At 37.9% G+C, this 23,464-nt stretch carries 24 protein-coding genes; 19 read left to right on the plus strand and 5 right to left on the minus strand.

Annotation, left to right across the window (positions count from 1 at the left end; genetic code table 11):
- Nucleotides 1-4 precede the first annotated feature (4 nt).
- The 18 genes from LQ227_RS04440 (at nt 5) to pepE (ending at nt 16,975) form a co-directional block, all read left to right on the plus strand.
- On the plus strand, nt 5-1,162 hold the full coding sequence (locus LQ227_RS04440; protein ID WP_230148404.1) for a glycosyltransferase: 1,158 nt from the start codon (nt 5-7) through the stop codon (nt 1,160-1,162).
- Nucleotides 1,159-1,605, plus strand: coding sequence for an acyltransferase (locus tag LQ227_RS04445; RefSeq protein WP_230148406.1), 447 nt, complete (start codon nt 1,159-1,161; stop codon nt 1,603-1,605). Before LQ227_RS04440 ends, LQ227_RS04445 begins: the two co-directional genes overlap by 4 nt.
- Before the next feature lie 28 nt (nt 1,606-1,633).
- Nucleotides 1,634-2,680 carry an acyltransferase gene (locus LQ227_RS04450; protein WP_230148408.1) on the plus strand — a complete coding sequence of 349 codons (1,047 nt, stop codon included), beginning with the start codon at nt 1,634-1,636 and terminating at the stop codon, nt 2,678-2,680.
- 31 nt (nt 2,681-2,711) lie between these two features.
- The gene (locus LQ227_RS04455) at nt 2,712-3,593 is read left to right on the plus strand and encodes a glycosyltransferase family 1 protein (RefSeq protein WP_230148410.1); all 882 of its coding nucleotides are present in this window, start codon (nt 2,712-2,714) and stop codon (nt 3,591-3,593) included.
- A gap of 5 nt (nt 3,594-3,598) precedes the next feature.
- Nucleotides 3,599-4,456, plus strand: coding sequence for an FkbM family methyltransferase (locus LQ227_RS04460; protein WP_230148412.1), 858 nt, complete (start codon nt 3,599-3,601; stop codon nt 4,454-4,456).
- Nucleotides 4,457-4,460: 4 nt separating this feature from the next.
- Nucleotides 4,461-5,477 (plus strand): glycosyltransferase family 4 protein, encoded by a 1,017-nt coding sequence (locus LQ227_RS04465; protein WP_230148414.1) that lies wholly within the window; start codon nt 4,461-4,463, stop codon nt 5,475-5,477.
- Nucleotides 5,474-6,412, plus strand: coding sequence for a glycosyltransferase (locus tag LQ227_RS04470; protein ID WP_230148416.1), 939 nt, complete (start codon nt 5,474-5,476; stop codon nt 6,410-6,412). The genes LQ227_RS04465 and LQ227_RS04470 overlap by 4 nt, the downstream gene beginning before the upstream one ends.
- A gap of 4 nt (nt 6,413-6,416) precedes the next feature.
- Nucleotides 6,417-7,643, plus strand: a complete 1,227-nt coding sequence (locus tag LQ227_RS04475) for a hypothetical protein (protein ID WP_230148417.1) — start codon at nt 6,417-6,419, stop codon at nt 7,641-7,643.
- Nucleotides 7,640-8,917: a glycosyltransferase gene (locus LQ227_RS04480; protein WP_230148418.1), complete on the plus strand. Its 1,278-nt coding sequence runs from the start codon at nt 7,640-7,642 to the stop codon at nt 8,915-8,917. Before LQ227_RS04475 ends, LQ227_RS04480 begins: the two co-directional genes overlap by 4 nt.
- Nucleotides 8,918-9,736: an FkbM family methyltransferase gene (locus LQ227_RS04485; protein ID WP_230148419.1), complete on the plus strand. Its 819-nt coding sequence runs from the start codon at nt 8,918-8,920 to the stop codon at nt 9,734-9,736.
- Nucleotides 9,729-10,883: a glycosyltransferase family 4 protein gene (locus tag LQ227_RS04490; protein ID WP_230148420.1), complete on the plus strand. Its 1,155-nt coding sequence runs from the start codon at nt 9,729-9,731 to the stop codon at nt 10,881-10,883. The genes LQ227_RS04485 and LQ227_RS04490 overlap by 8 nt, the downstream gene beginning before the upstream one ends.
- Entirely contained in the window at nt 10,873-12,282 is a 1,410-nt protein-coding gene (locus tag LQ227_RS04495; RefSeq protein WP_230148421.1) for an exosortase Y-associated Wzy-like protein, read from the plus strand. The genes LQ227_RS04490 and LQ227_RS04495 overlap by 11 nt, the downstream gene beginning before the upstream one ends.
- A 13-nt stretch (nt 12,283-12,295) precedes the next feature.
- Nucleotides 12,296-13,552: an XrtY-associated glycosyltransferase XYAG1 gene (locus LQ227_RS04500; protein WP_230148422.1), complete on the plus strand. Its 1,257-nt coding sequence runs from the start codon at nt 12,296-12,298 to the stop codon at nt 13,550-13,552.
- On the plus strand, nt 13,536-14,390 hold the full coding sequence (locus LQ227_RS04505) for a glycosyltransferase family 2 protein (protein ID WP_230148424.1): 855 nt from the start codon (nt 13,536-13,538) through the stop codon (nt 14,388-14,390). Before LQ227_RS04500 ends, LQ227_RS04505 begins: the two co-directional genes overlap by 17 nt.
- A gap of 20 nt (nt 14,391-14,410) precedes the next feature.
- A complete protein-coding gene (xrtY, locus tag LQ227_RS04510; protein ID WP_230148426.1) occupies nt 14,411-15,007 on the plus strand; it encodes an exosortase Y in 597 nt (198 codons plus the stop codon).
- The gene (locus LQ227_RS04515; protein WP_230145544.1) at nt 14,991-15,572 is read left to right on the plus strand and encodes a WcaF family extracellular polysaccharide biosynthesis acetyltransferase; all 582 of its coding nucleotides are present in this window, start codon (nt 14,991-14,993) and stop codon (nt 15,570-15,572) included. Before xrtY ends, LQ227_RS04515 begins: the two co-directional genes overlap by 17 nt.
- Nucleotides 15,573-15,769: 197 nt before the next feature.
- A complete protein-coding gene (locus LQ227_RS04520) occupies nt 15,770-16,165 on the plus strand; it encodes a hypothetical protein (protein ID WP_230145545.1) in 396 nt (131 codons plus the stop codon).
- A gap of 114 nt (nt 16,166-16,279) precedes the next feature.
- A complete protein-coding gene (gene pepE, locus LQ227_RS04525; protein WP_230148427.1) occupies nt 16,280-16,975 on the plus strand; it encodes a dipeptidase PepE in 696 nt (231 codons plus the stop codon).
- A gap of 142 nt (nt 16,976-17,117) precedes the next feature.
- Here the strand turns inward: pepE and LQ227_RS04530 are convergent, their stop codons facing one another.
- The gene (locus LQ227_RS04530; protein ID WP_230145547.1) at nt 17,118-18,389 is read right to left on the minus strand and encodes a sugar MFS transporter; all 1,272 of its coding nucleotides are present in this window, start codon (nt 18,387-18,389) and stop codon (nt 17,118-17,120) included.
- A gap of 332 nt (nt 18,390-18,721) precedes the next feature.
- Complete coding sequence (locus LQ227_RS04535; RefSeq protein ID WP_230148428.1) at nt 18,722-19,600, minus strand: class I SAM-dependent methyltransferase; 879 nt, start codon at nt 19,598-19,600, stop codon at nt 18,722-18,724.
- Nucleotides 19,601-20,094: 494 nt separating this feature from the next.
- Here LQ227_RS04535 and LQ227_RS04540 point away from each other — a divergent pair, with 494 nt between their 5' ends.
- A complete protein-coding gene (locus LQ227_RS04540) occupies nt 20,095-20,844 on the plus strand; it encodes a hypothetical protein (RefSeq protein ID WP_230145549.1) in 750 nt (249 codons plus the stop codon).
- Here LQ227_RS04540 and LQ227_RS04545 read toward each other — a convergent pair.
- From LQ227_RS04545 to LQ227_RS04555, 3 genes are read right to left on the minus strand one after another with little or no spacing between them, the layout of a single operon-like run.
- Nucleotides 20,841-21,266, minus strand: coding sequence for a hypothetical protein (locus tag LQ227_RS04545; protein ID WP_230148429.1), 426 nt, complete (start codon nt 21,264-21,266; stop codon nt 20,841-20,843). The two genes, LQ227_RS04540 and LQ227_RS04545, sit on opposite strands and share 4 nt — an antisense overlap.
- A gap of 30 nt (nt 21,267-21,296) precedes the next feature.
- Entirely contained in the window at nt 21,297-21,530 is a 234-nt protein-coding gene (locus LQ227_RS04550; RefSeq protein ID WP_230145551.1) for a hypothetical protein, read from the minus strand.
- A 24-nt stretch (nt 21,531-21,554) separates the two neighbouring features.
- A complete protein-coding gene (locus LQ227_RS04555) occupies nt 21,555-23,426 on the minus strand; it encodes a chloride channel protein (RefSeq protein WP_230148430.1) in 1,872 nt (623 codons plus the stop codon).
- Nucleotides 23,427-23,464: the final 38 nt, after the last annotated feature.

The raw sequence follows: 23,464 nt of genomic DNA on the forward strand, positions 1-23,464 counted from the left end.
AACCGTGAAGATTTTCCTTTCTTTTTTGCAATCAAAACATCAGCATCCTATACCAGCCTATAGTTTTTGGGAATATTATCTAAAAAATGGTCTGACCGAGGGAGCGCACGAGTGGGTTGAATGTGAGGATGTAGATTGGGCCAAGGGGCTTGTGCCGCAATCTGAAGAAGAATTGAGCAAGTGGAAATCGACCAGCTGGGAAAAAACACTTCATAAAATAAAACTCACTAAACCAGCTATTTTCTTAAGTTATTTATACCCACAGCAAATAGATGAGCAAGCCATTTTGGAGATTAAAAAACTAGGGGTTTATTGCGTAAATTTCTTTTGCGACCATGTAAGGGAGTTTAGTGCGGTCCCCTCAATTTTTGGCATATTCGATCTTAATTGGGTACCAGAATATGCCGCTATTGCCATGTATAAGAAAGCTGGTTTCGATTATATTTATTTACCAATGCCCATGTGGGTAGCACCTAGCCACAGAAACATTACGACTACCGAAACGGGACAACTTTCGTTTATTGGCTCATATGATGTACAACGGTTATTACTCTTAGAGGAATTAGCACAAACTAACTTTCCATTTGAAGTATATGGCGCAGGCTGGTTGTCTGATGAAGAAAAGCCAGTGAATCAACCGCTTTATTATCCGGTAGCTCAAAAGCTACGCTTCCAATACCGTTTCTTAACCAGGTATGGTTTAAACGCGTATATACGAAAATTGCAGCAAAGAAATTTTAAACCTTCCAGCGGCAATAACCTCAAAAGCCACCTTAATGGCAAAATAAATTTTGAAAATTATGTCCGCATAACGCAAGATAGTATGATTACGCTAGGGATAAACCGCTACCCTAGTTTTAATTTCCCCTTACGGCACCCAAATACTTATTCGAGATTAAGAGACATTGAGGCACCAATGCTTGGCGCATGTTACTTAACAGAATTTACCGCTGGATTGGAAGAGCTTTACGATATTGGAAAAGACATTTTGGTTTATAAAAACACCAGCGAATTAATAGAAAAAGCAAATTGGTTAAAAGAAGATGTGAATACGCGTTTTCAACTCAGAAAAAATGCTCAACAGGTAGCACTTAACGAGCATTCCATCCCAAATGCGATAGCCAAAATTATACAGCGTCAAAATAACACAATAATCCCTTGAGATTAAAGAACGTCGATATACTCAGAGGGATTGCAGCCATTTCGGTTACCTATTTCCATCTTTCAGGAAGTTCTGGTTTATCAGCACAAACAGCAAACACGGGAAAATGGGGCTATTTGGGCGTAGAAATTTTTTTCGTAATCAGCGGCTTTACCCTGCCATATAGTATGCATAAACGGAAATATCAAATTACAAACTTTTTTAAATTTATTTCAAAGAGGATCATCCGGATCGACCCTGCTTATTTTGTTACCATCATCATTTCTATATTGTTAACGATTGCTGCAATGCAACCCATATCAAATTGGGCAACTATACTATCTCATTTGGGTTATTTAAATTACATATTGGGTTACGAAGCTGCCTCCCTAATATTTTGGACTTTAGCCTTTTTGCAGCTTGGATTTTGTACTTATTGGTTAAAAAATCATCACATATACTGAGCAGTAAAATTAAAGATACCTAGTAATAATGTTAGTTAAAAGCAAAGAGAGAATAGCGAATATTGAGTTGTTGAGAGGTATTGCTTCAATTGGGGTATGTGTTGTTCATTTACAAATGTTTAGTGGCTACACCCAATTTCCTGTTATTGATAAATTAATAAATGGAGGCCAATTGGGGGTTTATGTTTTCTTTATGGTATCGGGCTTCATACTTCCCTATTCACTGTACAAGAATAATTACCGGTTAAAGGACTTTTTTACCTTTTTGTTTAAGAGAAACCTACGTATAGATCCTCCATATTTTATTGTGCTTATACTAAGCATCTTTATTTTACAGTTCGAAAACTTCAGTATTCAAAACTTTATATTCAACCTGCTTTATCTTGTTCCTTTTGTAAAAGGTGCTTATTGGTATGACACACTTTTCTGGACCCTGGGCATAGAAATGCAGTTTTATATCCTACTAGGGCTAGTATTTCCTTTGTTTAAACAAATCCCACCATTAGTTACCTTAATTATATTGGTAATATTATTCCATTTTGTTATATATATCGAATTTGGTTATGGTAGAAGTTTTATAATTGAAAGTTTAACTTTTTTTATTGTTGGTACCATCATGTTTATGGTGTATAAACGCTTGGTTAATTTTACACTAGGCATTACAATTTTATTTGTATTGTGTATTGAATGGTCGTTTTTGGTCGCAATACGATATACCTTAATTTCAATCCCAACAGTAGCGTTGGTTTTACTTTTTAAACCTTTTAAGCAAAAAATCGGGTTCTTTTTGGGTCAAATTTCTTACTCGCTTTATCTTACGCATATCCTTGTTGCAGGTTTAACAATTAATCCATTAATGGCACTTGGCATTTCGCCATTTGCCTGCTTTATTATTCAAATCTCACTATCTATACTTGTTGCAAAATTATATTATCAGTTTATAGAAAGATATTTCATCAGGTGCTCAAAAAAAATCCCTTACCATCGTGATAAAAAATCGAATTTTGGTTTATTTCAAAAAAGAACCTTTAAAAGATCGTTTTTTCTTTGGAGACCGTTTTTTAAAAAAGCTTAGAAACTATATTCTACCTCAGAAAACGGGAAGCTTGGAATTGGTCTTTCTCAACTTGTGTAAAGGTTTTGAAAAATTAAATATTGGGTATAAAAAGAATTTACCTTTTCACAAAATTAAACCTACTGATTACATTGTAGTTTTGGGCTCTGGCAAAGAAGTGCTTAAAGGTTATCAGCAATCGAATAAAATAATTGCAGGTATTGGCTTAATGACACATCCTGCTCAATGGCCTACCCTTTTTAACGATTATCCGGTTGCCGCTTATTTACAGCACTCCACCTGGACTTCGAAAATCTATAACCGTTATTTTGGCAATAACAACTGCAAAATTTGGCCTGTTGGCATCGATACCGATTTTTGGAAACCAAAACCAAACGTTACTAAAAGCCATTTGCTCATTTATGTTAAGTTTCTGTGGGATAGGGAGCAGAATACAGAAAATCTGCTTCATCCAATTTTGGCATATCTAGCCGCACATCAAATAAACCATCAGGTGATTACCTATGGCAGTTATCAGCTTAAGGATTATAAAGAACTGCTTGCTGAAAGCGTTGGAATGATCTTTCTGTGCGAACACGAGAGCCAAGGCATAGCTTATCAAGAGGCCATGTGTATGAATGTTCCAATTTTTGCCTGGGATATGGGAAAATGGCTCGACCCCAGCCGATTCGAATGGGGTGAAAAAGAGGTTGTAGAAGCCTCATCAGTACCATATTTCGATAGTTTGTGTGGCGACAAATTTCAAAACCTGAGCGAATTCGAAAATAACTTTGAATCATTTTATGCTAAGGCATTGAATAACGAATATCATCCACGAAATTACGTGATTGAAAATTTAAGTCTTGAAAAAAGTACCAGCAGAATGCTTGATATTATTCACGAAGTTTATCATTATAATTTATCCAATATTTAGCTTGAATGAGTAAAACCCTAAGAAAAATTGCATTTAAAATTAGGCATGCTCCACTTTTGGAGAAATACAATTGGTTTTGGGATTTTCTTAGAAAGCCTTATCATCAATTTTTAAATTTACTTCATCATACAAATGGTGTTAAGTTCGAAATCAACAGGCAAATAACAATCAATTTACCGCCTGCTTACACCGCTACCCAATGGCAAGATTATGAACCCGAGCATACCGCCTTTCTCATCAATTGGGTTAAATCAAATCCAAAAGCACTCATCCTGGATTTAGGTTGCTCTACGGGATATTTTTCTGCCATTTGCCTTTTTGCTTCAGAACAGGCAACCGTTATCGCATTTGATTCTGATCTGCAAAGTTTACAATCAACCAAAAACATGGCTCAATTTGCCAAAGGAAACAGGTTAAGTTTAATATATGGTTTCGTTTCAGCAGAATCGACTACAGGATTTAATGTCCAAACGGCTATTGAAGATACAAATACTTTACTTGCTTCGGCAAAACTTAGCGGTAAACCCGGAACAACAAAATACATCAATTTAGATCACACTCACGATAAAGAAATCCCAACCAATAGCATAGATACTCTTTTTAAGGAGGAAGAAATTACACAAACCGTACTGATTAAGTGTGATGTAGAAGGCGCAGAATTTTATGTACTTACCGGGGCCAAAGAATTTATATTGAAACATCAGCCCAACTTACTTTTGAGCGTCCATCCAGATATTCTTCCCGTTTTTAATCATTCGGTTAAAATGATCAAAGATTTTTTATTTTCATTAGCTTATAGCTATGAGATAATTGCCATCGATCATGAAGAGCATTGGTTTTGTAAACCGGGACAAAAAGAATAGTGATATGAGGATATTACTGATCATGGATCCTGGAATACCTGTACCTCCCCCACTTTATGGCGGACATGAACGTTTGGTACATATGTTTGCAGAAGAATATGCAAAAAAAGGACACACGGTAAGCCTGCTTGCCGGACCAAACTCCAATATATCTGGAACTACGCATAGCTTCGGAAAAAATGACCTGAACCGTTCTAAATGGCAAAGACTCAAAGAACTTCTTCAAGCCTGGATTTTTCTCTACCAGAAACGAAATGATTTTGATGCGATTCATAATTTCGGTCGGTTAGCCTATCTCATTCCAATAATCAGCAAAAAGGTAAAAAAAATAATGACTTATGGCCGACCTGTTTCCAAAAAAGGTATCAGTGCAATAACCCGGCTACCGCATCAAAATTTAACTTTTACCGCTTGTAGTAATTATTGTGTGTCAACAGGAAATACAACAGGTTACTGGAAAACCGTTTATAATGCGATCGACTTTAAAAAGTACAACTTACAAGAAAAGATAAAAGCGGATGCTCCGCTTATGTTTTTAGGAAGAATGGATAAAGTTAAAGGCTTACATACGGCCATTAATATTTGCCGCTCTACAGGTAACCAGTTATATATAGGCGGGAATATTCCAACCACTCCTGATAACTATTTATACTACAAAGAGTTTATTGAACCAAAATTTGATGGTAAACAGATTATTTACCTCGGTCCTTTAAACGATAATGAAAAAAACCACTACCTGGGAAAGTCAAAGGCGCTTCTTTTTCCAATTGAGTGGGATGAGCCTTTTGGGATGGTTATGGTTGAAGCCATGGCCTGTGGAACCCCGGTAATTGCCTTTAACAGAGGCTCCGTTCCTGAAATTGTAGCCGATGGCATAAATGGCTTTGTGGTTAATAACAAGGAGGAAATGATAAGCGCAATAGAAAAAGTTGAGTCGATAAACCGAAAATCCTGTAGAATTTACGCAGAAGAAAGATTTAATACCCAAATAATAGCCGAAAGATACTTGTCACTGATATGATCAAAAAGATATATAAAAAGATTGTTTACGAATTAAGGTTTGACAATCCTCAATATTACCATAGAATTTCGGAAAAAGTTTTAAAAACATATTACCAAAAGAAACTTAAAAGTTTGCTTCAGCGGTTAAACCCTATTGACTTACAAACAAAACCTACCGAACTTACAGTTTGCATGTTATCAGGGCATCGGCATTTTTTAGAATCAGTTGCAGCCATTTATAGCTTCAGCGCCTGGGAAAGCAATTTTAATCTACATTATCATGAGGATGGTACTTTAACCGCCAATGAAATTGAATATTTACAACAGAAATTTAAAGGCATCAAAATATTCAAAAAAATAGAGCAAAATGATAAAATTGATCAATTCCTTTTGAAGAACAATCTTGTAAAATCAGCCGAACTAAGAAAAAAATATGTGTTTGCATTAAGGTTATTCGATGCTGTTATTGATAACCAATCGCCTTTTTTACTTCAATTCGATTCTGATGTCCTATTTTTTAAAAAACCTGAAGAAATTTTAGACATCATAGAGAAAAAAGATGCTAAAGGCTGTTTTAACAAAGATATTGTTGATGCATACACCTTTTCTTCAGAAACGCTTAACAAGTACATTAAAAACCCCATGTTAAAGATGTTTAACTGTGGCTTATTTCTCCATCAATTTGAAAAATTACCTTTTTTTAATTTCATAGAAGAAATTCTTACAGCCGAGACCGAATCATTGCAATCATGGCATATTGAACAAACCTTATTTGCAATGTACGCCACTAATGAAGGTGGTTATAAACAATTGCCTATTGCTTATGATCTTGCCAAAAAGGAACGGAATCAGGGAAATGCAATTACCAGCGAGCATTACGTACATAGTACCGGATATGATTTTCATAAAGATTTTATTTACAAAGTTTATCCAACAATTAAGGAGAAGTTTTAGTTAAATGATTGTCTTAATTAGTTCAGGTCAACCCACGCTAAATCCCAGGTTGGTAAAAGAGGCTGATACGCTTACAGATGCCGGTTTTGAAGTAACCGTGGTTTATCAATTTTGGAACGATTGGGGAACTGAATACGATAGCCTATTGCTTCCAACCAAGAAATGGAAAAGTATAAGAGTGGGCGGCAGCCTGAAAACCCAAAAATACGACTATTGGAAAACACGGTTCATCCAAAAAATTGCTGTTTTTCTTGCCACCGCAATAGGTTTTAAAAATGGCATTGCCGAACGCGCAATTGGACGGTGTACCTATAAACTGGCAAGAAAAGCGATGACCATCCCTGCCGAATTATATATTGCACACAACCTGGCCGCTCTTCCTGCTGCTTATCTTGCCGCAAAAAAAAACAAGGCTAAATGCGGTTTTGATGCCGAAGATTTTCATCGCAACGAGGTAAGCAACAATGAAAAGAACCATGATGTGCAGTTAAAAACATTTATAGAAGATAAATACCTGCCAAAACTGGATTATTTTACTACAGCCAGTCCTTTAATCAGCGAAGCTTATCATCAAATATACCAAAGGTTAAATCCAACTACCATTCTAAACGTTTTTCCGAAACAAAATTTAGAACAAAGAAACGGCTTAACTGATAAAATCAAATTATTTTGGTTTTCACAAACAATTGGACAGAACAGAGGACTCGAGACCGTAATTGCTGCACTTGGTTTGTTAAAGGATATCGACATTGAACTCCATTTATTGGGTGCGCACGACGAAAAAATGATATCCTTATTTAAAGCGCTTGCCAGTAAAAACAATTTCGCCCCTGATAAGATCATTTTTTATCCTCCAATTGCTCCTGATGATATTTATAAATTTTCAGGTCAGTTTGATATCGGTTTGGCAACAGAAACCAACCAGCCTAAAAACCGTGATATTTGTTTAACCAATAAAATATTCACCTACATCCAATCTAACTTAGCTATTATTGCATCAGATACAACTGCACAAACGAAGTTTTTAAAAGCATTCCCAGATATGGGTTTAGTTTATGAGAAAGACAATCCTGAATCTTTAGCGGATGTTTTAAAAACCTACGCCGAAAATAAAACGCTATTAACCGGGCATCGAAAACAAGCACGAAAATATGCTGATGAAGCGCTAAATTGGGAGATTGAAGGGCAAAAATTTTTAACTACCGTTCAACAGCTATTTAAACTAAATTGAAACGCCTCCTCATTATATCTCCATACTTCCCGCCTGCCAATACAGCCGATATGCAGCGCATTAGAATGAGCTTATCATATTTTAAAAAATTTGATTGGGAACCAGAAGTTGTTGTTGTTAAAGAAGACTATCTTGATGTAGTTCAAGATCCGTTATTATTACAATCTCTCCCTGCGGAAGTTAAAATTCATAAAATAAAAGCACTTGATAAAAAATGGACCAGCAAGTTTGGTTTAGGTAGCGTAGCCTTGCGCGCGATGTGGTTTTATAAAAATGAGGTGAATAAATTATTACAAAAAAATAAGTTTGATCTGATCTATTTTTCAACTACCGAATTTCCCCTATGCATTTTAGGCCCTTACTGGAAAAAAAAGTTCGGTGTACCTTATATAATCGACATGCAAGACCCATGGCATACCGATTATTACAAGAATTTGCCCAAAATAGAGCAACCTAAAAAATACTGGTTCTCATACCGGCTAAATAAATACTTAGAGCCCATTGCAATGAAAAAAGCCGACGGATTAATCAGTGTATCAGCAAGTTATATTAATACACTTAAAGAGCGGTACCCACAGCTAAAAGAAAAACCCAGTGCCGTTATTACTTTCGGCGCATTTGATATTGATTTTGAAATTGCTAAAAAAAACGACAAAGCACTCAATTTAGTTTTCGATACAAAAAATAACCGTATTAATTTAGTTTACATAGGAAGAGGTGGAAATGATATGAAACCTGCACTAAACACTTTAACAGAAGCTTTTAAAAAGGGGTTAGCGGCACAACCGCAGCTGTTTTGCAATATACAGATGCATTTTATAGGCACTAGCTATGCACCAAAAGGTACGGGGGTGCCAACAATTGTTCCGGTGGCCAAAGTAGCAGGCATTGATACTTACTTTACTGAATACACTGATAGAATAGGTTTCTATCAAAGCATTAAAAATCTACAAAATGCAGATGGTTTAATTATAATAGGATCAAACCAGGCAGCATATAATGCCTCAAAATTATATCCTTATATATTGGCAAAAAAGCCATTACTTGCTGTTTTACATCAAGATAGTAATGCGGCTAAAATTATAAAAGATTGTGCTGCAGGCCATTTAATTAATATTGATGAACCAACAGACAAGGCCTTTGAAACAATTCTAGCTTACCTTCAAAGCATTTATAAACAAATTCCGCCCACAACCAACTGGCAACAATTTGAACATTATACAGCATATTACATGACCAAAAGACAGGTAGAATTATTTAACAAGGTGGTTTAAATGATGCAGAAAGTTTATAAGTTTATATTACACAGGCCACTTTTTAAAGGTCAGGACCGACTGTTCAATTATTTATTTACCCAAAATAAGCTTGATAAACGGCCCATTATTGTAAATCCTATTGAAGGCGATTTCAAGATTTGCTGTGATCCTTCAACTTGGATAGGCGCTAAAGTTATTTATACTGGTAATTACGAAGCTGCTATTAAAAAAATCTTTAAATCAGTTATTAAAAAGGGAGACCGTATTTTGGATATTGGTGCAAACATCGGTTTTCATACGCTTTATTTTGCAGAATTAACCGGCGCCAGTGGAAATGTAATCGCTTTTGAACCTGTACCACATAATTACAGTGCTTTAAATTTCAACATTAGCATAAATAATTTTAAGCACATTACGGCTAAAAATATTGCATTGAGCAATAAAAACGAGCTGATTTTAATCGCTGCTGATGTAAGCAGCCCAAATCCTGGAGCTTATAATTTATTTGATAAAAATGGAGATATATCGGTTAATTGTTTTGTAGGCGACGAAATTATCAACAATGACCGTGTTGATTTTATTAAAATTGATGTAGAAGGATATGAGAGTTTTGTAATTGATGGCCTATTACAAACCATCAAAAACAATAAACCAAAAATTATATTCGAATACGACAAACATTATCATCAAAAAACCGGCCGGTCAGAAGATTATATTTTCACTTTATTAGCTTCATTGGGTTATCATTTTCAGTACATTTATAAAGATGGCCTTCAAACCATCAGCGATTTCCAAAAGCTGGTATCGGGCAATATTCTAGCACTTCCAAATGGGTAAAAAACTGGCCATCATTACTACTCATCCTATTCAATATTATGCGCCTGTGTTTCAGCTTTTAGCCAGGCAACTACAACTTAAGGTTTTTTATACCTGGGGCGAAGATTCGCTTAATAAATTCGACAAAGGCTTTGGCCAGGAGATTGAATGGGATTTACCACTGTTAAAGGGGTATGAATATTCATTTCTGAAAAATACAGCAAGCAATAAGGGCACGCATCACTTTAAAGGAATTGTTAATCCAACTTTAAATAAAGAAATAAAAGATTATAACCCCGATGCCATTTTAATTTATGGTTGGGCCTGGCATAGCCATTTAAAAGCTATGCGTTTTTTTAAAGGAAAAATCCCGGTTTATTTCAGGGGCGATTCTACACTATTAAACAATCAACAAAAATTAAAGGCCTTTTTTAGAAGTGCTTTTCTTAAATGGGCCTATCGCAATATTGATGTGGCCTTTTGTGTAGGTACTGCCAGCAAAGCATATTTTGAAAAGTATGGTTTAGAGCAATCACAATTAATTGTAGCACCACATGCCATAGATAATAAAAGGTTTGCTGCAATCCAAAATGAGGAAGCAGAAAAATTAAGAATTGAACTGGGCATTAAAAATGATGAAATTTTAATCCTTTTTGCCGGCAAACTTGAACCAGTAAAAAACCCGCTATTATTGCTTGATGCATTTAAATCAATAAAAAAAGTTAATATACATTTGTTGTTTGTTGGAAATGGGATTTTAGAAGAAAACCTAAAATCCGAATCTAAAGATTTAAAAAATGTTCACTTTATCAACTTCCAAAATCAAACCCAAATGCCTGCAATTTATCAAGCCTGCAATCTATTTTGTTTACCATCCATCAGTGAAACCTGGGGCTTAGCTGTAAATGAGGCTATGGCTGCCGCAAAAGCCATCTTGATTTCTACCCGGGTTGGTTGTGCCACAGATTTAGTAAAACCATCAATTAATGGCCAAATATTTGAATCAGGTAATGTGGATGATCTTATACGTAAGCTAACCGAACTTACAAATAGTAAAGAAAAACTGACTCAAATGGGGATAGTATCACAACAAATTATTCAGGCTTGGTCGTTCGAAAACCAGGTGAAAGTAATGGTAGATACTTTTTATAATAACCATGCAAAATAACAATCCTACCAAACTCATCTTAACCTTATACTTCCCGGTTCTGGTATCGTATTTATTAATCAATAGTCCGATTATATCGTATTTTGTGGCTTGGTTTGGCTCATTATTTATCTTTTATACCACTATATTATCTCCGGCCGCTATTATTAATCGCGATTTACCCATCCATAAACAAATTATGAGGCCAATTTTTCTTACCCAGCTCATTTTTGCAGGCTTTATGTGTACCACCTCCATATTTTATTTTATGGATCATTTGGGCTATCGCTACCTTACAGAAATCAATTACGGTGCCCAGTTTAAAGAAAACGAACAAACCATACTTATTGCCAGCTGCCAGCGGATGAGTTTACTCGCCCATGCAGCTTTGGTTACAGGAATGCTAATTGTTCAGAAACCTAAAATTAAACTTAAAAGTACCCAAACTTTCGATGATGATTTTTTGATCTGGCTCAGTATTATAGTCTTCGGATTAGGCTCTATTTGCCAATTTTTTCCGGGACTTAACCAGATTGCCCTTCCACTAACGCTTATAGGAATATCCTGTGCAGCAGTATTATTTGTTAAAGGATTTATTAAAAAAAACTTTAATTATTTAGCCATTGGAGCCACAATATTTACCATTAACTTTATCCATGCATCACTTTCTGGCTTTAAGGAACCCATTATTACCAATGTTATCATATTGGCCTGCGTATTTTTTCCTTATTTTAAAAAGTTGATACTCTACCTGGCCATCCCCGTTACTTACGTATTACTATATTTCTTGCCTACCTATAACAACACGGTCAGACAAAGCTGGGGAGGAGAGGTAAGTGCTGAAGAGGCACAAAACCAAGCTTTCGAAACCTTTAACTCAGATAATGAAGAAGAAATTGAAGATACAAACTGGGGGTTTCTCACCAGAAGACTAAGTGAGATAGAAATGTTTACCCAGTTTGCAGATTTCGTCCCCAGTCATCATCCTTATTACGGTTGGGAAATTGTTGAAGATTCTTTTGAAGGCCTTGTTCCAAGGATTTTTTGGTCTGGCAAACCCAATATGGAAATTGTTTCTATGCAGCGGGTTTATGATGCAGGTGTTGCCAATAAAATGTCAACAGTTTCTGCCAAAACACGGCCAGTAGTTGATGCTTATTTGAGTTGGGGTATTGTTGGCGTATTTCTTTTCATGCTGCTCTATGGAATATTAGTGCAACATCTTTCTGATAAGTCTGAACAGATATTTGGCGGTTACGAGCTTGGTTGCGTAATTATGTTCAACAGTATTTTTCAGGGCTTATGGCGGGGAAATAACTTTGAGTTTATGTTCAACAATATCTTTTGGGGATACGTAATTATGTGGGTTCTGTTTTATTTGCTCAGAACCTTAAAAGTACTAAAACCAACATTTGATTAACATTATCTAACCTTTGAAAATCATTCACATTACTGCATCTTACAAACCTGCCTATATTTATGGTGGGCCTATACAAAGTGTAGGAAAGTTGTGCGAAGTCCTGTCAGTTGATAAGCGGTTGGCGGTTGACGCTAATAATGCCACTGTACATAAACTGGAGGTATTGACTACTACAGCAAATGGCAAAAATGAGTTAGATGTTATAACTGGTGTACCTGTTTTAGTTGATGCCGTGCCGGTCACTTATTTTAAGCGATTGACAAAAGATCATAGTCATTTTTCGCTTGGTTTGTTGTTGAATTTACGCAAAGAGATCCTTCATTGCATTCAGGATGACAAGACAGGTGACAAGGAAAACAAACTAGTTATCCATATCCATGCCTGGTGGAATTTAGTTTCGGTATTAAGCTGTTTAGTAGCCAAATGGTATAAAATACCTGTTGTTTTGTCTCCACGGGGAATGCTTACCTCTTATTCATTTGGTAACCGGAATTCATTATCAAAGAGATTCATTCACAAATTAATGGGTAAACAGCTATTAAAATACTGCCATATTCACGCAACCAGCGAACAAGAAAAAAGCGATATATTAGCAATTGTACAGCCCAAAAGCATCAGGGTAATTTCCAATCTGGTTAGTTTAGGCGCTGGAGTGGTAGCTAGTGAGTATCGTACATCAGTCGTTAAAGATGAGAAATTACCTGTTTTTAAGATGATATTTCTTTCCCGCATTGAAGAAAAGAAAGGACTTGAATTGCTTTTTGAAGCTTTGGCACTTGTCGATATCCGCTGGCAGTTAACCATCGGCGGTACAGGGAAGGAAGAATATGTACAAAGTTTAAAAGACAAAGCTGAAAAGCTAAAATTTAGCCAGCGAATGAATTGGCTTGGACAGGTAAATAATGAAGAGAAGTTTAACCTAATGGCCGAGCATGATGTAGCTGTGCTTACTTCTTACAATGAAAATTTCGCTAACATAGTGGTTGAAAGCTTAAGCATAGGTACACCTGTATTGATCAGTAAGTTTGTTGGTCTTGCTGATTATGTGGCTGATAAGAACCTGGGGTGGATTACCGGGTTGAAAGTTGAACAGATAAAGGCTGGCATCGTTGCAGCTTATCAGGATATTGAAAAAAGAAAAAAAATCAGGGCTACTGCTCCATCGCAAATCAATACTGATTTTAATGATGACATTTTGGCTAAACAATATGTTGAATTTTACAAAGAAATTCTAGCTGCCCATAATAACTTAAATGAATCAAAATTTTAGTTTTATCATATTAACCTTTAATGAAGAAATTCATTTACCCAGGTTGTTAGAATCTATTAAGAAGCTTAATGCCAGCACATTTATTTTGGATAGCGGAAGTACCGACGAAACCTTGAAAATTGCCAAACGCTATGGTGCTGACGTGAAACAAAATCCTTTTATAAACCATCCGAAACAATGGGATTTTGCCTTAAAACACTTTAAGGTAGAAACACCCTGGACAATTGGCCTTGATGCTGATCAAATTGTTACGCCTGAGTTACAGCAAATGCTGACTGACTTTAAAGACGAAGACTACAAGGGTATTAATGGCATTTATTTCAACCGTAAAAACTTTTTTCAAGGAAACTGGATCAGATTTGGCACCTACTATCCTTTTTATCTTTTAAAGATGTTTAGAACGGGTGTAGGTTTCTCTGATCTGAATGAGAATATGGACCATCGGTTTATAGTGCCCGGAAAAACCTTAATATGGAAGAAAGGCTGGATATTGGAAGAAAACCTAAAAGAGAATGATATTGCTTTTTGGAAAGCCAAACATGAACGCTATAGTGATCTGGTTGCACAGGAAGAGATAGAAAGAATGCAAAAGCTTAGATTACAAAGCCTGAAGCCTGATTTATTGGGTAACCCCGATGAAAAACGTGCATGGTTAAAGCAATTATGGTGGAAACTCCCGTTAGGCTTTCGCCCCTATCTTTACTTTGGCTATCGGATGTTTTTTAAACTCGGTATATTTGAAGGGCCTACGGGAATTAAATTCCATTATCTTCAAGGTTTCTGGTTTAGAAAACTGGTAGATAAAAAAATTAAAGTAATGCAAAAAAACAGAAGTTAAATTTATAATGCCGATAACATATGACCCCAGAAGAAGCAAAAAAAGAAGCGAATAAAAAGGCCATCAAATTTGTGGTTGCCCTACTTATATTATACATCCTGTTTAGCCAGGGTAATCTGTTTATGAATAGTGTGATGACACCTGGTTCCAGATTTTATAATGCCTATATTGCTGATCACTTTGACTATATTCAAGGTTTAAAAACAGCATTAATTGTACCTGCGGTATGGATTATTAAGGCTTTTGGCTTTTATGCCATTCATAATGAAATGGACGTTATGGTAGTAGCCGGGCCTTATCTGCGTGTGAATTATTCATGCCTCGGCCTTGGTGTAATGAGTTTTTTGGCCGCTTTTGTACTGGCATTCCCTGCGCCATGGAAATCGACTTTTAAAATGCTGGTGATCGGTTTTATTGCCATCTACCTTCTGAATGTATTGCGTATTGCAGGTTTGGGTATCTTATTGGGATTCTTTAAATCTCAACGGAACAATTTTACCTATCACCACGAAATTTTTAATATCATTGTGTACATCTGCATTTTTGCAATGTTATATTTTTGGATCAAAAGAAGCAATAAATTAGTTAAAAATCAAACCATTGCCAACAACAGATAAAGAGGAAATTTTCCTAAAAACACAGTTACACAAGAATTTTGATACTGGCGATTTTAAGGTTGGTGCTCCCATCTTCAAGCAGATTTTGTGGTACTTTACCGATGTCATCTTTTTTAAGAGCCGTTTAATGCCAGTTAGTTCGGTACTGGTTGCTTTGTTACGGTTATTTGGTAGCAGGATTGGCATAGAAGTACGCATAAAACCGGGCATTCACGTAAAATATCCATGGAAACTGGAAATTGGCGATTATAGCTGGCTTGCTGATTGTTATATAGACAATTTGGATCAGGTAAAAATTGGAAAAAACTGCTGTATTTCGCAACAGGCTGTTCTCATTACCGGAAATCACAATTATAGCCGCACAAATTTTGACTTAATGACTGGCCCCATAGTGCTGGAAGATGGAGCCTGGATTGGTGCTGCAGCTACAGTTGGCCCTGGTGTAACGCTACATAGTCATGCGGTTTTAACAATGGGAAGTGTGGCGAACAAAAACTTAATGCCTTACAGCATTTACCAAGGCAACCCAGCGGTAAAGGTTAAAGACCGTTTAATAAAAGAATAATACAAAATTCAGACTAAAATATAAAGCGGATTGCTGTTTGGCAATCCGCTTTTTTTGAATAGCTATTCAACTATTTATTGACAAATATCAATAGTTAAGGTTTCTTTAACAATCAAAATTATCTTATTTAAAAAAATATCAGGACATTTGTATTGTGTGTCGTCTTAAACCTATTTAAGTTGGTAAATTTTAAATTAATGAAGAATAAGTACTCCTTATCTTCTAACCTTATTTTAATTACTTTTTTAATCGGGATTGTAAATCTGTTTTTTTACAATTATGAGAGTACGCAGGAGTTGGTTATTTTTATATCAATACTCATCACGCGCTACCTGCTTTTTATCCTGATCAGGCGCAGGTTCGGATGGAGCAAATACTTATTGATACTTATCATTATAAGAAGCTTTTACCGCCTGTACGTAGTAATGGGTGATGCAGATATTCATTCGGTGACCAAGATAAACCTCTATTTACAGGCCATTATTTCCATATTGGCTTTTGCAATCCTGTTTATTATCCCAAAGTTAAAAGAGTGGATAGGCGAGCGAAGAAAATATCTTTCTGCAACCAGGGTGTCTAACGCCCAGCCTTAGTTTTTATCTGAAAAGCATAAAAAAGGATTAACTAGAAAATGGGCGATCTTGCTACTGGCTCTACACAACAATTATTTCAATGAAAAACGGTATAATTGCCGAAAGCAAAATAAAATGAATGTTATCCTGGCCTCTACTTCGACGCTGTTTGGCGGTAATTATCTGGAATACTTAAAAGATGAGCTCATTACGCTCTTTGCCGGGATAGATGAAATTATATTTATCCCTTTTGCAAGGCCGGGAGGCATTTCGCATGAAGAATATACGGCCAAAGCCCGCGATTTTTTCGCACAGCTAAATATCAGCGTTAAAGGCCTGCACGAATTTAATAACCCCATTGAGGCGATCCATACTGCCAAAGGTTTTTTTACCGGTGGAGGCAATACTTTTCTGCTGGTAAAAACACTTCATGAGCTGGGACTGATGAAACATCTAAGTGAAAACATCAAATTGGGTAAAGCTTATTTGGGCTGTAGCGCCGGAAGCAATATCGCCGGCATGAATATGAAAACCACTAATGATATGCCTATTGTGTATCCGCCCTCTTTTGATTGCATGCAACTGGTTCCTTTCAACCTTAATCCACATTACCTCGACCCAAATCCGGAGTTAAAACATAATGGAGAAACAAGGGAAGCCAGGATCATGGAATTTCTAACGCAGAATAACATAAAGGTAGTAGGGCTGCGCGAAGGCAATTGGATTAGGATACTAGGCGATGAAATCACTACACAGGGAAGTGAATATACCAGGATATTTGAGGTAGGCAAAGCCCCACACGAGCTCCCTCCAGGCAGTTCTTTGTTATAATTAATTTATTGAAACGCAATGCAGTGATCAAAAGGTAAGCCCTAAATATCTACAAGTTATGATGGATTTAACATCATAAACTTGCAGATATTGTTCTTCTAATGCATCAGGCCGGATAATCTATAAAGTCATCAACTTTTAGTTACAAAGCTACAGACCTGCTCTTTTTTCGTGAACGCAAGTATATAACCAATCCGCCGAAAGCCACAATCAATATGATAGGGATAATCAGTGTAGCCTGCAGAATTTCAGGACCCGCCAGGTTTTTGGCATTGGCAAGCGCCTGCGCTGGTGCCGAATTTTCCGGAGCTTTTAAATAATCACCTAACGAGGCACCAGCAGGTAAATGTTTAACGATCAGGTTATCATAAAAACCACCCATAAACATCGTATAAATAGAAACAGCAAACATTCCTGCACCTCCCATCAGGTTTAGACCTAATGCTCCGGATTTAGGAACATTCTCAGCGACAAAACCGATCATAGTCGGCCAGAAATAACAAACGCCTATACCAAAGATAATTGCTGCGAAAAAAATAGAATTCCCGGTAAATGTACCCAGCATGTAAAGTCCCAATGCGGCAAATATTGCTGATAAGAGCAATACGCCCTGAGGGGCAAGACGGTGAACCACAGGTTCGGCAAAACCCCGGCCAATTACCATAATTCCGGTAGTCAGCGTGAGCAATAAAATGGCATTATCGGTTACATTTTTCAGTAATAAACCTATCCATTGCCCGGTAAATAACTCAGTAATGGCCGTACCGAACATACAGATAAACATAAAGATAAACAATGGAGAAAGTACTGCTTTATACATATCTGAGCTGGAGTAACCGGATGATACCCTTTCGGTAACCGGAAAATCCAGCTTTGAAAACAGGTATCCGTAAATTAAAGTCGGAATAATCATCATGGCCACCTGTACCTTCCAGCCCAGTCCGAGTTGAACAAACAAGGTAACCAGCAAGGTGCCGATCACAATACCTCCAGGAAACCATAGGTGAAAATGATTTAAGCGGGTAGTTTTATTTTCCGGATATAAAGCGGCTACAAGGGGATTACACGCGGCCTCCACCGTGCCATTGGCAATGCCGATCAATAGCGTTGATAAAAACAGGCTCCAGTAGCCCTGAGCAAAAATGGTCAGTACAATTCCGGCCAGGTGAAAGATAAAAGCCATCACCAGCAAACGTTTCATGCCGATCATATCGACCACAAATCCTCCGACTACAATTGCCAGCGGAAATCCCCAGAAGGCAGCAGCAGTAATGGTTCCCAACTGACCGGTTGTCAATTGAAAATCGATGCCGAGCTGGTTCATGATACCGGCACGGATGCCGAAGGAAAGAGAGGTAACCAATAACGCCAGGCAGCTTGCCCAGAATAGTTTGGTATTTTGAATGTTAAGCATATGTTTACGTTTATATTTGGTTTAAAATTTGGTTATCTGCGGTTGTTCCGATGCACTTGCTACCAGCCCTTTGCTTTTTACTTGTAAGATCCTGGTCAGTACCTGCACAAAAGTATTAGTCGCAATTAGTTTTTCACTGTACATTAGTTATTTAATACGGTAAATTAAATATTTTTTCTAAAAAAACAATCGATTGCTTAGAAATAATAGCTGGAGAGGCCGATGACATCAGTTGATAGCACACCGTTTCACTACGGACTTACTTGTCATTTTGCCCGGTACTGAAAAATGTTTACAATTTTTGCACTTGCTGAAAAGTCAGCAATTATTATTTATCCCATATGGACGCGTTTTTCTCCAACAGCTACGAGCATTTCACAAGGACCCAAAAAACCATCTTCTGTTTGAAATTCCTGAAGTGCAATTTCAATTTCTTCCCAAACAGCTTCTTTCTCTTGTTCTGACAAACCACTCATCATCTGATGCAAGGCACCAAACGATTCTTTTTCGAACCGCAAACACTCTTTTGCAGACTCAAACAGCAAAGGAGCCTCAACAAGTTCTGATTTTATGTTTTTGAACCCAGCTTGTGAAAATGCTTTTTCAATAACACCTTCTGTGCCTAAACTAAAAGGGCCGGGCTGGCCAGGCAACGGCGGTGGTAGCTTGGCACGGTTGCGGATTATGGATACAGGAATCGAAAAGAATTTATTTCTTTCGGGAGTAGAGTAAACAATAGCTGCCATTCTCCCGCCAGGCTTTAACACCCGCAACATTTCTTTCAGCGCTTTTTGCTGATCCGGAAAATAAATAAGTCCGACCCTGGAAATCACAGCATCAAATGTTCCATCTTCAAGCGTGAGGTTTTCACCATCCATTACTTTTGTCTCTATGTTATTTATTCCGGCCTGCTGAGCCATCTGCTTAGCAAACGCTAGAATATTGGAAGAAATATCAGTAGCTAAAACATACCCGCTAACACCTACCTTGTTAGCTGCCATGATGGATTGTTCTCCTGCCCCGGCAGCAATATCAAGTATATGTTGTCCGTTGGTAATGCCTGCCAGCGCTAGCATCTTTTCAGTCGTGTTGCCCAACCACTTATTCAAGGTGGGACTCCAGCGGTACCAGGCTTCCGCTGTTGCCTGCCATTGCCGACGGGTCATTTTTTTATACTCGACCGGGTCAAATTGAGGAATATCTGGATCCATACAATTTTAATTCTAGAAGTGAATAATGGTGCCTTGATCTGGCCTTGCCCGAAAAACGGAAAACATGGTTAATGATAATTTGAAGCAGAAGAGTTTATCAATTTAAATATACGCATTTAACGGCATTAAACTCAATCAGTTAATTGACCTAGTAAGCCCTACAAGCATTGCTCTTCCCTTTCTTTTGCAATCTGTTACTGAAGTACACCAAATCACACTTTTAGGATCTGTGATCTAGCTTCGAATGCATTTCTTTTTAGGTCCTTCAGGGTCATTCTATAAAACTGACCGTTACGTTCTCCAATTGAGCGATAAGATCAGGTGCCGGCTCTTTGCATCAGCCAGCACCTGATCTAGGAGGCATTTATTAAAATATATACTTTTCCACGATCTACATAACCCAATAAGCTTACGGTTTATTGCCTATGAATTTGATTTTCTCCGTTTCATTCTATAAATTGAGGCGGAATCTTATCCAGGCTCCATTAACCGTTATGAAAAGATATCTTTTTATTCTCTTTTTAGCAATCTCTTTCTCTGTACAGGCACAGTCTAATACCGCCAATTACAAATACATCATTGTGCCCGAGAAATTTAGTTTTCTCAAACAGATTAATCAATATGGTTTAAATACGCTAACAAAAGCTTTTTTTGAGGAGAAAGGTTTTACGGTGTATTTTGATAATTCCGAAATACCAGAAGAAATTGCAACAGATAGATGCAAGGCTCTGGTAGTAGAAGTGCAGGAAAACAATAGTATGTTCGTTACCAATCTTACCCTTTTACTTAAAGATTGTAAGGGTGCTATAGTGATAAAAAGCAAGGCAGGTAAAAGCAGAGAGAAAGAATACGAGACTTCTTACAATTTGGCATTGAAAGACGCATTTACGTCTTTTAACGATTTTAAGTATGTAGCAGGCAGTCCAACCGCGGCTACCAATCCAACACCTGCCCCGGCAAACGTAGCGGCTAAAACAATGCCTGTACCGGTTAGTCAACCAATCGTCGCGAAAACAGAACAACAAGAGGGGCTATTGTACGCCCAGCCTATAAGCAATGGCTTCCAACTGATAGATGCAACACCTAAAATTGTAATGACCTTACTCAAAACCTCTGTAGAGGACTGTTACATTTCCAGCAATGGAAACGGGAACGGCGTAGTTTTAAAAAAGAATGGAACCTGGTTCTTCGAGTACTACAAAAACAATGTGCTGGTTTCTGAAAAACTATCGATTAAATTCTAATGCCGTTTAAACAGGGAAAACAAAATGGACTTAACTATTTTTTTGAAACCCGCCACTACCTCTTCCACCGTCCAGTATTTCTGTTCTTCAGCAGATGATATCCTTATTCCTTTTAAACCGAAAGGCTTTGTGGTTATTGCCAAAACCTTAAGCCGTGTTTTATCAGGACCTTCACAGGTAATTACCTCATCTATTTCAAATTCGATATCTGATGGCCAGGGACCGGATACACCCCATGAGGCGGCACTGGAATCTTCGGGATTAAACGTAAGCGTATATCCTTTAGCTTTTAAACGCGCTATCGCCTCATCAACTTGCCTTGCCTCCATTACATTGTGAGGTTTGTTCACATGTTGACCGGATGTAAGATTAATACCATGCGTGATACTTATTTTCTTTTGATCGATTTTCACCGCTTTCATGTTTTATATTAATGATACCATACGGAAATATCAGTCCATGCGGTATTTCTTTTGGTGCCATGTGGCAATATTGAAAATTCCGCCCAGGGCAATCAGAAGCCCGCCACAGAATTCTGGCCAGGCAAATGAACGGATCCCATTGATATTAATGGTCCAGGGGTGAGAATCCACGGGATTTACCGAATTGAGATGTCCGGTGGTAGAGAAAGCGACAACCAGCACGATTATACCAGCAATCATCATACAATAACTTGCATTTTTCATAACATTGATTTTTAATAAATATGTTTAAAGCCTTCTGTCAGCCATTATCCTTTTGCCCCTAACAATGATTTTTTTCGCTTGCCTGTCCAGCGAGAGATTCCTGCCGACCGTACTTTCCTTTTCGTGATTTACGTGATAAGCCTTAACCACGTCCTTATAGCTGAGCAGGCCTGCAAAAGCGTTTTCAGCCTTACTGCTAAACACCATCAGAAAATCGTTCCCGTTTTGAGACATCAGTTCCACTACCTTTTTTAAGTAGTCGTTAGTTCTAACCCGGCCATTTACCGGCTTGGTAATTGCCGTGATTTCTTTTGCCGTATCTAGTGAAGGCAAGAAAAGATCCAGCATAGAAACCGTTCCCAGGCAATCCCCCTTAGGCTCTTTAACCGCATACTGGTTTTCCCCTGGAGGATTTTTCACAAAATATTCTCTTACCTCAGCAATGGTATTGTAAGGACTGATAAAGACCTGATCACGGTCCATTACCTCTGAAACCCGTAGTTTTAACAATAGGTCAGGTTCGTAACTATCGGGTGTATGTACCCCCCTGCGCGCAATTTTTTCTGTCATGATGGTGTTTTTCATAAAAAATACAGAAATGAGATATGCTCCTGAGCAGGCACCCAGAAGGGGAAGCAGTCCATAAATCTGATGAGTAGATTCGAGCGCAAAAAGGATACTGGTAAGATAGGCCCTCGAAGCTCCTGCAAACATAGCAGACATTCCTACCAGTGCCGACATTGGTATACTGATATCCAGCCCCGGAAAAAAGGAATGCAATAGATATCCCAATGTAGCACCGCTGGCTCCGCCAATGGTCATCAATGGTGCCAATGTTCCTCCCGAGGTTCCACTGCCCAGGGCAATGGCCCAGGATATAAATTTAAAGATGCATAAGGAAAGGATTACCGAAATGGAAAGTTGTCCGCTTAAAAGCGAAATAATATTATCGTATCCTACTCCGAGGGTGCGGGGTGCGAAATAACCGACAATACCAACCGCTAGTCCGCCCATTGCCGGCCACCACATCCAGTGAACTGGAAGTTTCTCAAAAGCATCCTCAATAAAATACACAATCTTGGTTAGCGCGAGTGATGCAAAACCGACAAGTATACCGATGAGACTATATATGCCAAGGGCTGCATTTGAGGGAGCCGAAAGTGTTGGCATCGGAAAAACCGGCCCCTGCTCAAAAAGAAGATGATGCCCCGCAGCACCAGTAATACAGGCCAGTGCTACTGGAATAATCGATTTGGGAGAAAACTCAAACAGTAAAAGCTCAATGGCCAAAAAAACCGCTGCCAAAGGTGTACCGAATATCGCAGACATCCCCGCTGTTGCCCCTGCAGCAAGGATGATTTTGCGTTCATTGGAGCTTACGGTGAATAGCTGCCCAAGGGTTGAGCCCAGTGCACCGCCTGTTGCAATAATGGGTCCTTCTGCCCCAAAAGGACCGCCGGTACCTATTGCAATCGCTGAAGAAACGGGTTTTAAAATTGCTATTGAAGGTTTGATCCTGCTCTGATTGGTTAACACCTGCTCCATTGCCTCCGGAATCCCATGCCCCCTGATCGCTTTGGAACCATAAAGCGCCATCAGTCCAACGATAACACCGCCGATTATAGGAATAACAATTACCACTAAACCTAGATGATTATCTGCAGGGCTACGGAAACCAAATTCGAACTGCTGATAGAAAGAAATGTTTGTTACCAGATTGATCAGAGACACGAGAACCTTTGCTATGAGGGAAATCCCTATAGCAACTCCTACCGACAACGTAGAAATAAATAAAAGACGCTTCTTCGAACTTTTTTCTTTGTTCCTTCCTAATTTAAATTTACCGAAAACACCCAGCGCCGGCGCTATTGGTATTACATTTTTTGTGCTCCTCATTTTCCTTTTAGAATGCAGCAAAAGTAGAAATAAAAAAC

Origin of the sequence: Pedobacter sp. Bi27, from assembly GCF_918698255.1 — a bacterium.
GTDB lineage: Bacteria > Bacteroidota > Bacteroidia > Sphingobacteriales > Sphingobacteriaceae > Pedobacter.

Excerpts from the sequence above, each read along its gene's own strand:
- LQ227_RS04540 (WP_230145549.1), top strand. The coding sequence starts at position 20,095 with ATGAAAAGATATCTTTTTATTCTCTTTTTAGCAATCTCTTTCTCTGTA.
- LQ227_RS04490 (WP_230148420.1), top strand. The coding sequence starts at position 9,729 with ATGGGTAAAAAACTGGCCATCATTACTACTCATCCTATTCAATATTAT.
- LQ227_RS04550 (WP_230145551.1), bottom strand. The coding sequence starts at position 21,530 with ATGAAAAATGCAAGTTATTGTATGATGATTGCTGGTATAATCGTGCTG.
- LQ227_RS04450 (WP_230148408.1), top strand. The coding sequence starts at position 1,634 with ATGTTAGTTAAAAGCAAAGAGAGAATAGCGAATATTGAGTTGTTGAGA.
- LQ227_RS04460 (WP_230148412.1), top strand. The coding sequence starts at position 3,599 with ATGAGTAAAACCCTAAGAAAAATTGCATTTAAAATTAGGCATGCTCCA.
- LQ227_RS04475 (WP_230148417.1), top strand. The coding sequence starts at position 6,417 with ATGATTGTCTTAATTAGTTCAGGTCAACCCACGCTAAATCCCAGGTTG.
- LQ227_RS04495 (WP_230148421.1), top strand. The coding sequence starts at position 10,873 with ATGCAAAATAACAATCCTACCAAACTCATCTTAACCTTATACTTCCCG.
- LQ227_RS04530 (WP_230145547.1), bottom strand. The coding sequence starts at position 18,389 with ATGCTTAACATTCAAAATACCAAACTATTCTGGGCAAGCTGCCTGGCG.
- LQ227_RS04555 (WP_230148430.1), bottom strand. The coding sequence starts at position 23,426 with ATGAGGAGCACAAAAAATGTAATACCAATAGCGCCGGCGCTGGGTGTT.
- pepE (WP_230148427.1), top strand. The coding sequence starts at position 16,280 with ATGAATGTTATCCTGGCCTCTACTTCGACGCTGTTTGGCGGTAATTAT.
- LQ227_RS04465 (WP_230148414.1), top strand. The coding sequence starts at position 4,461 with ATGAGGATATTACTGATCATGGATCCTGGAATACCTGTACCTCCCCCA.
- LQ227_RS04470 (WP_230148416.1), top strand. The coding sequence starts at position 5,474 with ATGATCAAAAAGATATATAAAAAGATTGTTTACGAATTAAGGTTTGAC.
- LQ227_RS04535 (WP_230148428.1), bottom strand. The coding sequence starts at position 19,600 with ATGGATCCAGATATTCCTCAATTTGACCCGGTCGAGTATAAAAAAATG.
- xrtY (WP_230148426.1), top strand. The coding sequence starts at position 14,411 with ATGACCCCAGAAGAAGCAAAAAAAGAAGCGAATAAAAAGGCCATCAAA.
- LQ227_RS04485 (WP_230148419.1), top strand. The coding sequence starts at position 8,918 with ATGATGCAGAAAGTTTATAAGTTTATATTACACAGGCCACTTTTTAAA.
- LQ227_RS04520 (WP_230145545.1), top strand. The coding sequence starts at position 15,770 with ATGAAGAATAAGTACTCCTTATCTTCTAACCTTATTTTAATTACTTTT.
- LQ227_RS04545 (WP_230148429.1), bottom strand. The coding sequence starts at position 21,266 with ATGAAAGCGGTGAAAATCGATCAAAAGAAAATAAGTATCACGCATGGT.
- LQ227_RS04505 (WP_230148424.1), top strand. The coding sequence starts at position 13,536 with ATGAATCAAAATTTTAGTTTTATCATATTAACCTTTAATGAAGAAATT.